Source organism: Burkholderia pseudomultivorans (assembly GCF_001718415.1).
In the GTDB taxonomy this organism is placed as follows: domain Bacteria; phylum Pseudomonadota; class Gammaproteobacteria; order Burkholderiales; family Burkholderiaceae; genus Burkholderia; species Burkholderia pseudomultivorans_A.
In genome coordinates this window covers 2,984,424-2,995,708 of record NZ_CP013377.1, presented here as the reverse complement: position 1 = coordinate 2,995,708, position 11,285 = coordinate 2,984,424, and the positions used below count along the sequence as shown (strand labels likewise).

At 64.3% G+C, this 11,285-nt stretch carries 9 protein-coding genes; 5 read left to right on the top strand and 4 right to left on the bottom strand.

The genetic code is table 11. From position 1 onward, the window contains the following. The first annotated feature begins 1,825 nt into the window (after positions 1 to 1,825). Positions 1,826 to 3,007, top strand: coding sequence for a DNA-binding protein (locus tag WS57_RS13015; protein WP_009695021.1), 1,182 nt, complete (start codon positions 1,826 to 1,828; stop codon positions 3,005 to 3,007). Between the two features lie 138 nt (positions 3,008 to 3,145). Here the strand turns inward: WS57_RS13015 and WS57_RS13010 are convergent, their stop codons facing one another. The 3 genes from WS57_RS13010 to WS57_RS13000 form a co-directional block, all read right to left on the bottom strand. Beyond that, positions 3,146 to 4,159, bottom strand: a complete 1,014-nt coding sequence (locus tag WS57_RS13010; protein WP_069244315.1) for a tyrosine-type recombinase/integrase — start codon at positions 4,157 to 4,159, stop codon at positions 3,146 to 3,148. 89 nt (positions 4,160 to 4,248) lie between these two features. Then, positions 4,249 to 4,620, bottom strand: a complete 372-nt coding sequence (locus tag WS57_RS13005; protein WP_009695019.1) for a DUF2471 family protein — start codon at positions 4,618 to 4,620, stop codon at positions 4,249 to 4,251. 129 nt (positions 4,621 to 4,749) lie between these two features. Then, complete coding sequence (locus WS57_RS13000; RefSeq protein ID WP_009695018.1) at positions 4,750 to 5,361, bottom strand: helix-turn-helix domain-containing protein; 612 nt, start codon at positions 5,359 to 5,361, stop codon at positions 4,750 to 4,752. Between the two features lie 161 nt (positions 5,362 to 5,522). Between WS57_RS13000 and WS57_RS12995 the strand changes: the two genes are divergently transcribed. The 4 genes from WS57_RS12995 (at position 5,523) to WS57_RS12980 (ending at position 9,583) form a co-directional block, all read left to right on the top strand. Next, the gene (locus tag WS57_RS12995; protein ID WP_009695017.1) at positions 5,523 to 6,722 is read left to right on the top strand and encodes a glycine C-acetyltransferase; all 1,200 of its coding nucleotides are present in this window, start codon (positions 5,523 to 5,525) and stop codon (positions 6,720 to 6,722) included. Positions 6,723 to 6,735: 13 nt separating this feature from the next. Then, positions 6,736 to 7,764, top strand: a complete 1,029-nt coding sequence (tdh, locus tag WS57_RS12990) for an L-threonine 3-dehydrogenase (protein WP_059604783.1) — start codon at positions 6,736 to 6,738, stop codon at positions 7,762 to 7,764. A 660-nt stretch (positions 7,765 to 8,424) separates the two neighbouring features. After that, on the top strand, positions 8,425 to 9,048 hold the full coding sequence (locus WS57_RS12985; RefSeq protein ID WP_009695015.1) for a TetR/AcrR family transcriptional regulator: 624 nt from the start codon (positions 8,425 to 8,427) through the stop codon (positions 9,046 to 9,048). A 55-nt stretch (positions 9,049 to 9,103) separates the two neighbouring features. Continuing rightward, on the top strand, positions 9,104 to 9,583 hold the full coding sequence (locus WS57_RS12980) for a DUF1348 family protein (protein ID WP_040130732.1): 480 nt from the start codon (positions 9,104 to 9,106) through the stop codon (positions 9,581 to 9,583). Between the two features lie 499 nt (positions 9,584 to 10,082). Here WS57_RS12980 and WS57_RS12975 read toward each other — a convergent pair whose 3' ends face one another. Then, entirely contained in the window at positions 10,083 to 11,168 is a 1,086-nt protein-coding gene (locus WS57_RS12975; protein WP_059512930.1) for a tartrate dehydrogenase, read from the bottom strand. Positions 11,169 to 11,285: the final 117 nt, after the last annotated feature.

Sequence of the window (11,285 nt, the reverse complement as noted above, 5' to 3'; positions counted from 1 at the left end):
GCGTCGGGTCGGAGGAGAAGTTTCCCGGAAGGATAGCGCCTGTGGTGATGTGCGTCCAGAACGACATGCTCACCATAGCCGGTGAAGTGCGCCTGCAAATCGGCACTCACCCCAACGGCTCCCGAAAACCCTCACCGGTCCGGAATTGCAGCGTTTGAGGCTCTTCCAGACATGTCGCGGGATGCGCCGATTCACAGAATTTCCGCTGTGCATGACACGTGCGGAATCTGCTCCCGTATCGGCTCACCTATCGATTTGTCGTAATTTTGCGACTGCCGAATCGTGAGTCGACCATCCGATCGTCCGCGCACCTCACAGCGGGTCGCCGCCCTGTGCAAAACGGCCTGTATGCATGTACAGGCGCGGCTGACCGGGCACGACTCACAGTCTTTCGAACCGGAAAAGATGCGTCGGCGAGACGCCCTGTGCAGCAGAACCGGGCGATAGCGGCAGGCTGGGCGCGCATTGTACAGCGCACAAATGGCGTCGGGTCCCGAAAATTCTCACCTCATGCCTGTCGGACGCCTGTGGGCGGTCTCCCGACAAACGCCCGACACAGGCGGAATCCGCCATTCCGGCCTCCCGAAAATGCTCACCTTAATGAACGAAGCGACGCAGCAGCGGACATCGCGACGTCTCCCGAAAACTCTCACCGTAACCTTCCCGGTTTCAAAAATCCCAATCGCATCCGATACTTACGCACAGTCGTGGGATGCTGCTGTGCGCCACGGCCATCCCCCGAAAACCCTCACCTTTCGACAGCGGCCTGCCCTCGCAAACCCCTGTGACGCATCCCGAAAAGGCTCACCTGTGGCAAAAACTGGCACAGCAAATCGGATATTTTCGCCAGTCCTGGCGGGCTTTTCGGCGATTTCGACTGTGCCCGGCTCCCGAAAAGCCTCACCTTTGATCAAAATTTGGGCAAATCCATGTCCCGTAAATTCTCACCTGTGACCTCTACTGGCGGCCTGTGATCCATACCCCGAAAAAGCTCACCTCAAGCCGATCCGGGCCGGAATCCCGCGATTTCCCTCCCGAAAAACCTCACCTTTCGGCACTCACAGGCCCCGAATGTGCTTTTTGCTGTGCAAAATGGCGGTCGTTTCCCGGAAATCCTCACAGCAAATCGTCTCGGAGTCCCGTGAAATCTCACCTTTCGCGAAAATTGCCCAAAAGATAGGCAGAATCGGGGGTCGAAGCAGGTCCTGCAAGTTCTCACCTGTGTCTGCACAGGCAGAAAACTGTGCATGCCGTGATGGCGCGGGTTCCGCGGCTGTGAGTCCCCGAAAAACCTCACCTTTGGAAAATCGCGTGTTTCACTGTGATCCCGAATCCGCTCACGACCTTTCCTGCAACGGCTCACGCAGCTCCCCGAACCCCATCACGTCGGCTCCCGCAGAAGGTCACCTTGGCTCCCGTAAAACTTCACCTTGTCGGCCGGAAAGCCTTGTTACATAAGGCTGTGCCGTGGCGTTAACGTTTTTAACTAAGGGTTCAAGGGTGTTTACTTCTAATACTCTCAAGACTTCCGCTGAAGAGTTTTCCACAGAGACCCCAACCCCTGAACACCCACCGGCGAGCACATCGGGCGTCATGTGAAACAAATGCGAAATTTCGGGGTACGCTCGAAAACCGTTTCACGACAAAGGTTTGCGTTGTTTTCTTCGCTTTGTTTCACGGAATCTTTGGCCAGGATCGAAGCGATGACCGCTCAGGGCCGCTTTCTGTGACTGATGACGCAAATTCGCAACGCATCGCGAAAACAAGTATCAAGAGATACGTGTTTCGTTATGATTGCAACATTTCAACGTCTGTGAGCGCTGTCATGACCCTGGACGAAATGCGTCAAGTCATTCGGGACGAACTGGAATCGCTGCGCGCCACCGGTGCGCGCCGGCAGGAATTGTCGCTGCACGCATGCAAGCGGCTGTTCTTCGATCTTGGCATTCGGCCATCCGCGGCGAATGTCCGCGATCTGACCCAGACCGGCAGTGCCAGCGATATCCCGAAAGACATCGACCACTTCTGGGAGCGTATCCGCTCCGCGTCGAAAGTCAGGCTCGACGGCGCGGCGATCCCGAAGGCGGTCGAGGAAAAAGCCGGCGCGCTGCTGGGGGCGCTGTACGAGGAAGCACTGAAAGCCGCACGGGACAGCCTCGACGCCGACCGCGAACAGGTTCGCGCCAATGTGGCCGACGCGGAGCAACGGCTGCGCGACGCCAGCGTACGCCAGGAAACGCTCGAAGCAGCCCTGGGGCGCAGCGAAGCGCGAAATGAGCAGCTGCAGGCGCGCGTGACGGAGCTCGAGGTCCAGCTTGCTTCACAGACGACGCACGGTTCGGCAAACGAAGCGACGCTGCTCACCACTGTCGCCCGGCTGGAAAAGGAACTGGCTGCCGCGGCCGGCCGAATCGACGCCGAGCAGACGCAGAACGCGGCGTTGCGCGACCGCATCGACCTGCTGCAAGCCGAATTGCAGCAGCGTACCGAGCACTATGCACAGCAGATCAAGGACGCCGTGGCCGAAGCCGAACGGCGCGTCAAGCCGATGCTCGTCGAACTGGACTCGCTGCGCAGCATGGCATCGACCTATCAGAGCGGCTTGCGGGACGTACAGCGCAAGGAATTCGATTTTCTTCAGCAACTGAGTGCGGCCAAGGCGCGTGCCGACCGGCTCGAAGAGCAGTTGCGCAGCCAGAGCGACGAGCTGGAGCGTGCCACGCGCGACGCGAACGCACTGCGCGCGAGCGGCGGCATGAATCCGCAAATCGCCGCGCTGATCCGGCGACTCGCCGATGCGGGTCAACTGGATGCCGACGCCTTTTCCGCGATCGGCACCGCGCTGGACCACGAAGTGCCGGTGCCGAGCCAGTGCCCGCATTGCGACGGTGAACCGGAGCTGTCGCATAACGAAGACGGCTTCGAAGTGTCCTGCCCCGAGTGCGAGCATGCATCGGGCGCGTGGCCGTCCCGATTCGAGGCGATCGCCCGTTTTGCGCGTCAATGAGCGCCGGCGCGCTGCAGGCGTGCACAGGTGAGAGGGTCCGGGAGGCTTGAGGTGAGGTTTTTCGGGAGCTGTGTAACGGTGAGGCCGCACGACACAAGGCCGCTCACGGATCGTGTCGCGTGAGCGGCCAGCGTGGAATCAGTGAGTTTCGTCCTTGTCGGCTGCGTCACCTTCGATCAGATCGTCCCGCCAGTTTTTCCATGCGCGGTGCAGGCGGTTCGACGAGATTGGCTTCATGAAACCGAGCCATTTGCCGACCCGCTCGGGCGGCACGTCGTTTTCGAACAGTTCGGCCGCGTAGGTATTGCGCAGCGTCTGCGGGCTCGTGCGGGCCGTGCGTGACGATGAAAGCCCGGCCGACTCGACGATGGCGTCGATGGCGCGCAGCATCGTCGCCTTGTGCATCGGCCGCCCGGTATGCGCCGCCGGAAACACCAGGTCGCCGGGAATCTCCTGCCGCCTGCGTTCCGACAGCCACGCGTCGAACAAGGCGATCGCGAACGACGCCAGATGCGCTTCGCGCGTGAAGTCGGGGTGCGTCGACGGGATCTGCAGCGAGGTGCCGCTGGTATTGATGCAACTAATCGTAAGCCCCCTTGCTTCGCCTGTCTTGATCCCGGCACCGAGAAACGCGGCCACGAGCGCGCGGTCGCGGCGTTCTTTCCAGTATGCGGCGCCCGACACGCCGATCGGTGAAAACAGATAGGAGAGCAGTTTGGCGCGCTCGGCCGGCGTCAGGAAACCGGTCGGTTCGTTGTCGCGCGCCTTGCGCCAGGTCGCTTCGCCATCCTGAGCAATGAAGCGGGCCGGGTTGGTCGACGCGAACTCGGTGCGGCGAATGTGATCGAGCACCCGCTCGATCAGCCGCAAATAGCGCATGCGCTGCGTTTTCTTGATCGGCAGTTCGCCGACGAAATCGGCGATCGATGCGGTATCGACGGTGGCCAGGTTTTTCTGGCGCGCACGCAACCACGTGAGAAACGCGCCCCATTGCGCGCGATAGACGTCGGCCGACGAGCGGCGATAGTCCTGTATGGCCAGCCATGCGTCGAATGCGGCTTCGGGCGAGACAATCCAGTCGGATGCGCTTCGGTCGAACAGATCCTTTTCTTCCGGGCGTACGGACGGTGCGGCAGGTGAAGGAAGGGACATGTGATTTATTCCGTTAGTTGCGTATATGGTAGCGGGTTCCGCAACATCCGGTGAGTGCGAATCGGGCGGGCCGTCGGCCCGGGCGGAGCTCAGTCGCCCCAGGCCTTGGACGGCCGATGGGTGCGTACGCGCGGCGGCGTGTCGTGCGCGGCGGCTTCGTAGGCGAGCACGGCGAACGAAAACACTGCCGGCAGCGCGTTCGACCGGCCGAAGTCGATCGGATCGTCCGTCTCGGGAAACGTCATGTCCGACGGCCGTTCGAACAGCTGACGCATGCCGGCGTCGTGGCGGCTCGCAAAGCCGAGATCGGCGAGCGCCTCGGCTTCGATCGCGTGCAGCAGCCGCCATGTCAGCGGCACGCGCTGGCGGATGTAGCGCCCGGCAATATGGCGGACGATGTGCTCGAGATCATGCGCCGCAGCCTTGAAGCTGAGCGCGGCCAAATCTTGTTCTTCTGTCATCGCAGGCTCCTGTCGGCCGGCGCGGGCGCCTCGGTGCGCCGGCTCCGGCCATGCATGGCGGAATGTCCGTATACTGTACAAACATACAGTGTTTCATGCAACTGGCCGTTGGGACGACTGTACGCGTCGTCAGCGATGGATCACGATCAGCAGTGCCCGCGCTTCGGCCTTGCCGGGGTTGCGGATCGCGTGCGGCGCGTCGGCCGGGTAGCGCGCGGTGTCGCCGGCTTTCAGGCGCCGGCTTGCCGCTGCGGCCTCGACCTCCATCGCGCCCTGCAGGACGGTCAGGTGTTCGCGCGTGCCGGGTTCGTGTGCGTTCGACACGAGCGCGCCGCCGCCGGGCAGCGTCAGCTCGTACCACTCGAACCGGCCGGCGAGGTCGATCGGGCCCCACACGCGCAGCTGATACTGGCCGTCGTGGCCGGCGAGCGTCGGAATGTCGTGCGGGCCGTCCACGCGGATCGTTTCCGCCGCCTTCGGCTGCGAGAACAGTTCGTCGAGCGTGATGCCGAGCGCGTTCGTCAGCCGCCATGCGACGGCAATCGTCGGGTTGGCCTTGTCGCGCTCGATCTCGGAGAGCATCGACTTCGATACGCCGGCCGCGCGCGACAGGTCGTCGAGCGTGAGCCGGCGTTCGTTGCGCAGCCGCTGGATCTGCTCGCCGACACGCGGCGGCGTCGCGGCCGGGGGTTGCGGTGCGGCGCCGGCCGGCGTGCGCCGCGATCCGGAGGAACTTGCCATTTGGATTCCGTTCGCTTAGAGTTGTTCGGTATTTCGAATTCTAGTTCGGAATAACGGATAAATGCGGTCAACCGAACGACCGACTATAACAGTAGCAGGCCGCCGCGCCGCCGCCACGAGCGGTGTGCGGCGGCGTGCGAAACCCTGTCAGGAGCTTTGCGATGCGTGATGCCTTTCTCGCCCGGGTGCGCGGGACGCTCGACCAGATCCGCGCGGACGGCTTTTACAAGACCGAGCGCGAGATCGCGAGCCCGCAAGCGGCGGCCGTGCGGCTGGCCGGCGGCGCCGGCGTGCTGAATTTCTGCGCGAACAACTATCTGGGCCTCGCGAACGATCCGCGGCTGATCGCGGCGGCGCAGGCCGGCCTCGACCAGGACGGCTTCGGCATGGCGTCGGTGCGCTTCATCTGCGGCACGCAAACCGTGCACAAGCAGCTCGAAAGCGCATTGGCGGCGTTTCTCGGCACCGAGGACAGCATCCTGTATTCGAGCTGCTTCGACGCGAACGGCGGGCTGTTCGAAACGCTGCTCGACGAGAACGACGCGGTGATCAGCGACGAACTGAATCACGCGAGCATCATCGACGGCATCCGCCTGTGCAAGGCGAAGCGCTATCGCTACCGGAACAACGACCTGTCCGATCTCGAGGCGAAGCTCAAGGAAGCCGACGCGGCCGGCGTGCGCCACAAGCTGATCGCCACCGACGGCGTGTTCTCGATGGACGGCATCATCGCCGATCTGAAAGGCATCTGTGACCTCGCCGATCGCTACGGCGCGCTCGTGATGGTCGACGACTCCCACGCGGTCGGCTTCATCGGCGCGCATGGTCGCGGCACACCCGAGCACTGCGGCGTCGAAGGCCGCGTCGACATCATCACGGGCACGCTCGGCAAGGCGCTCGGCGGCGCATCGGGCGGCTACGTCGCCGCGCGCCGCGAGATCGTCGAACTGCTGCGCCAGCGCTCGCGCCCGTATCTGTTCTCGAACACGCTCACGCCGAGCATCGCGGCGGCGTCGCTGAAGGTGCTGGAACTGCTCGGCAGCGACGAAGGCGCGAAGCTGCGCGAGCGCGTGCGCGAGAACGGCGTGCGTTTTCGCCAGCAGATGACCGAGGCCGGTTTCACGCTCGTGCCGGGCGCGCACCCGATCATCCCGGTGATGCTCGGCGATGCGCAGCTCGCGACGAACATGGCCGACCGGCTGCTCGGCGAAGGCGTGTACGTGATCGGCTTCTCGTTTCCGGTCGTGCCGCGCGGCCGCGCGCGTATCCGCACGCAGATGAGCGCCGCGCATACGCCCGAGCAGATCGACCAGGCGGTCGCCGCGTTCGTGCGCGTCGGCAAGTCGCTCGGCGTCGTGTGACGGAGGCGCGACCATGAAAGCACTGGCAAAGCTCGAGCGCGGCCCCGGCCTGTCGCTCACGCGCGTGAAGCGTCCTGAAGTCGGGCACAACGACGTGCTGATCAAGATCCGCCGCACGGCGATCTGCGGCACCGACATCCATATCTGGAAGTGGGACGACTGGGCGCAGAAGACGATTCCCGTGCCGATGCACGTCGGTCACGAATACGTCGGCGAGATCGTCGAGATGGGGCAGGAAGTACGCGGCTTCGCGATCGGCGATCGCGTGTCCGGCGAAGGCCACATCACCTGCGGTTTCTGCCGCAACTGTCGCGCGGGGCGTCGGCATCTGTGCCGCAACACGGTGGGCGTCGGCGTGAACCGCGAAGGCGCGTTCGCCGAGTATCTGGCGATTCCCGCGTTCAACGCGTTCAAGATTCCGCCGGAGATTTCCGACGACCTCGCGGCGATCTTCGATCCGTTCGGCAACGCGACGCATACCGCACTGTCGTTCAACCTCGTCGGCGAGGACGTGCTGATCACGGGTGCGGGCCCGATCGGCATCATGGCCGTCGCGATCGCGAAGCATGTCGGCGCGCGCAACGTCGTGATTACCGACATCAACGACTACCGGCTCGACCTCGCGCGCAAGATGGGCGCGACGCGCGCGGTCAACGTCGCGCGGGAGTCGCTGCGCGACGTGATGGCCGACCTGCACATGACCGAAGGCTTCGACGTCGGCCTCGAGATGTCGGGCGTGCCGAGCGCGTTCACGAGCATGCTCGAGGCGATGAACCACGGCGGGAAGGTCGCGCTGCTCGGTATTCCGCCCGCGCAGACGGCCATCGACTGGAACCAGGTGATCTTCAAGGGGCTCGAGATCAAGGGCATCTACGGCCGCGAGATGTTCGAGACCTGGTACAAGATGGTCGCGATGCTGCAAAGCGGCCTCGACCTGTCGCCGATCATCACGCATCGGTTCCCTGTCGACGATTTCGAGCAGGGCTTCGCCGCGATGCTGTCGGGTGAAAGCGGCAAGGTGATTCTCGACTGGACGACCTGAGCGAACTGCAGGCCAAGGGGCAGCGCGACCGTTGCGTCGCCTGCCCGGTCTTTATCGGTCGTCGATTTCCGGGGCATCGTCAGGCCGGTTTCGGCTCTTGAGGTGAGAAGATTCGGGAGCCGGATGCCAACCTCGAATTGCCGCATCGGCGTGCGCCGACAAGGCCGGCGATAACGATGTCGATGCGCGGCACAAGCGTCATGCAGCAGTATCGTCAGGCGGTCGCGGTGCGCGTGCGTTCGTCGCAGCGGTGATGGACAGGCGCCCGGTTGCTTCACCTTCGACACCGCGCTTCTCGATATCGCCGTCCCACCATGCCAGCCGGGCAGTCCGTCTATCGGCTCTTGCGCCGTTCATCGGGTAATAGCGTCTTCTTCCATCGCTTCACGCGAGACAGCGCCGACTGCGCGCCGGCGTGTCCATGCCGGCGCCGACCCGTGCCATGCCGCGACGCGCACGCACGCACGTTTCCCGCGCCACTCGCCTGCCGCGACAACGTGATCGATTCGTCGACCCGCAACTCACCGCACACGATTCACGCTTGCTCCCCGACGCGTGATCGAATCACCTTCCCTTTTCCTCACCCTTTCGCCCCTGCTGCCGGAATGGCCTTGCAGCAAATTCGTTGACGACGGAGAACGATCGTTCTACCGTAAACCCATGAACACACATGACGACCCGTCCGGCGAGCCGGACGTACGCGCGCGGCTGCTCGACGCGGCCGAGGCGCTGATCTATTCGGGCGGCATCCACGCGACGGGTGTCGACGCGATCGTGAAGCGCTCGGGCGCGGCGCGCAAGAGCTTTTATTCGCACTTCGAATCGAAGGAGGCGCTGGTCGTCGCGGCGCTCGAACGTCGCGACGAGCGCTGGATGCGCTGGTTCGTCGATGCGACGCTGGCACGCGGCAAGTCGCCGCGCGCGCAGCTGCTCGGCATGTTCGACGTATTGCGCGACTGGTTCGCGCAGCCCGGTTTTCATGGCTGCGCATTTCTGAACGCGTCCGGCGAGATTCCCGATGCCGACGATCCGGTGCGCATCGTTGCGCGTGCCCACAAGGCACGCCTGCTGGCGTTCGTGCGCGAGCGGTTCGATGCCTGCGCGGACACGGCGGGTATCGAGCGGCGCGGGCTCGCGCGCCTCGCGCGTCAATGGCTGGTGCTGATCGACGGCGCGATCGGCGTCGCGCTCGTCAGCGGCGATGCAGGCGCCGCGCGCGATGCACGCGCGACGGCCGAACTCTTGCTCGACGCGGCGGCGCCGCCGTCGAACGAGCCGAAGTAACGCTTTCGAACCGGCTGCGGTCGCACGCGGCCAGAATCATGAACAGGAGCCTCCGATGTCCGATTCCCCCGAAGTTCGCCCGCCCGTCCCGCCTTTCTCGCTCGAGACCGCACGCCAGAAAGTCCGCGCCGCCGAGGACGCATGGAACACGCGCGACCCGCAGCGCGTGTCGCTGGCCTATACGCCGCAAAGCCGGTGGCGCAATCGCGCGGAGTTCGTGACCGGCCGCGACGAGATCGTCGGTCTGCTGCAGCGGAAATGGACGCGCGAGCTCGACTACCGGCTGATCAAGGAGCTGTGGGCGTTCGGCGGCAATCGCATCGCGGTGCGTTTCGCCTACGAATGGCACGACGATGCCGGCAACTGGTTCCGCTCCTACGGCAACGAGAACTGGGAATTCGACGAGAACGGCCTGATGGCCTACCGCCATGCAAGCATCAACGATCTGCCGATTCGCGAAGCGGACCGCCTGTATCACTGGCCGCTCGGCCGACGTCCGGACGATCATCCGGGGCTGTCCGATCTCGGGCTGTGAGGCGTGCTGTTCTCACCGATCAGGTGTGTCGATCGTGACGGTTCATCGCTCGCGGCATCCCGCAACTGTGCTCGATGGTGAGGGAATACGGGAGAGCATGCGCCAACGGTGAGCGTTTTCGGGATCGCGTGGAATGCCGCGCCGGCGCATCCTTGTCGGATGAATCGATGCGGTGTTGCTCGGTGCGGATTGCGCATGTCGGCGTCCGATGGCGATCTTGCGCGATACGTGTCGAAGCTCGTCGGTGTGTGGCGACATGAGTTACCGCTCACCGACCGGATTCACCGAAACGCGCCAGCCGACATGACGCGGACATGCGTAACGGTGTGCTTCGGCGCAAGCGGCTTCTCACCATTCGAACCTCCGACGCGCGAGCGTCGATTTCCGCGAACGCGTCGATATACATACACGGGTGCGCATCGACTCGCCGCGTCGCTCACCCCAGGCGAACGGTGCAAAACCGGGCGCGAGCCACACCGCCTCGCGCCGGCCGCATCGTTCAACCCGCAATCCGTGCCGCGATCGCTTCGCCCACTTCCTGCGTCGTTGCCTGCCCGCCGAGATCGCGCGTGCGCGGCCCGCTGCGCAACACGTCCTCGATCGCGGCGACGATCGCATCGTGCGCGTCGCGCTCGCGGCCCGCGCCGTTGCCGATGAAGTCGAGCATCATCGCCGCCGACCAGATCATCGCGATCGGGTTTGCGATGTATTGGCCCGCGATGTCCGGCGCCGAACCGTGCACCGGTTCGAACAGCGACGGAAACGTACGGTCGGGGTTGAGGTTCGCCGACGGCGCGATGCCGATCGTGCCCGTGCAGGCCGGCCCGAGATCCGAAAGAATGTCGCCGAACAGGTTCGACGCGACGACGACGTCGAAGCGATCCGGCTGCAGCACGAAGCGCGCGCAGAGAATGTCGATGTGCTGCTTGTCCCAGACGATCTCCGGATAGCGTTCGGCCATTTCGGCCGCGCGCGCGTCCCACCACGGCATGCTGATCGCGATGCCGTTGCTCTTGGTCGCGACGGTGAGCCGCTTCGCGCGCCGCCGGGCGAGCTCGAACGCGAACTTCAGCACGCGCTCGGTGCCGTGCCGCGTGAAGATCGACTGCTGCATGACCACTTCGCGCTCGGTGCCTTCGAACATCGTGCCGCCGACCGACGAATATTCGCCCTCGGTGTTCTCGCGCACGATCATGAAGTCGATGTCGCCGGCGCGGCGGCCGGCGAGCGGCGACGGCACGCCGTCGAACAGGCGCGCAGGCCGCAGGTTGATGTACTGGTCGAATTCGCGGCGGAATTTCAGCAGCGAGCCCCACAGCGAAATGTGGTCGGGCACCGTGTCGGGCCAGCCGACCGCGCCGAACAGGATCGCGTCCATGCCCGAGAGCTGCGCCTTCCAGTCGTCGGGCATCATCGTGCCGTGCTGCGCGTAGTAGTCGCAACTGGCCCAGTCGATGTGCTCGAATTCGAAGCGCACGCCGAAGCGCGCGGTCACGGCGTCGAGCGCGCGCAGCCCTTCGGGCATCACTTCACGGCCGATGCCGTCGCCGGGAATCACGGCAATTCTGTAGGTCCTGTCGCTCATGCAAGTCTCCTTTTGGCGGTCGGGCTGCTGCCGATACCTGGCGCAGCGGTACATGGCGCCATTCTATTTATTTCCATCCGGATTAAAATCGCGTGAAAGGTTAATCGACTTTCCACG

Bases quoted from the DNA above. Each gene is read 5' to 3' on its own strand.
- WS57_RS13015 (WP_009695021.1), top strand. From the start codon at position 1,826: ATGACCCTGGACGAAATGCGTCAAGTCATTCGGGACGAACTGGAATCG.
- WS57_RS13010 (WP_069244315.1), bottom strand. From the start codon at position 4,159: ATGTCCCTTCCTTCACCTGCCGCACCGTCCGTACGCCCGGAAGAAAAG.
- WS57_RS13005 (WP_009695019.1), bottom strand. From the start codon at position 4,620: ATGACAGAAGAACAAGATTTGGCCGCGCTCAGCTTCAAGGCTGCGGCG.
- WS57_RS13000 (WP_009695018.1), bottom strand. From the start codon at position 5,361: ATGGCAAGTTCCTCCGGATCGCGGCGCACGCCGGCCGGCGCCGCACCG.
- WS57_RS12995 (WP_009695017.1), top strand. From the start codon at position 5,523: ATGCGTGATGCCTTTCTCGCCCGGGTGCGCGGGACGCTCGACCAGATC.
- tdh (WP_059604783.1), top strand. From the start codon at position 6,736: ATGAAAGCACTGGCAAAGCTCGAGCGCGGCCCCGGCCTGTCGCTCACG.
- WS57_RS12985 (WP_009695015.1), top strand. From the start codon at position 8,425: ATGAACACACATGACGACCCGTCCGGCGAGCCGGACGTACGCGCGCGG.
- WS57_RS12980 (WP_040130732.1), top strand. From the start codon at position 9,104: ATGTCCGATTCCCCCGAAGTTCGCCCGCCCGTCCCGCCTTTCTCGCTC.
- WS57_RS12975 (WP_059512930.1), bottom strand. From the start codon at position 11,168: ATGAGCGACAGGACCTACAGAATTGCCGTGATTCCCGGCGACGGCATC.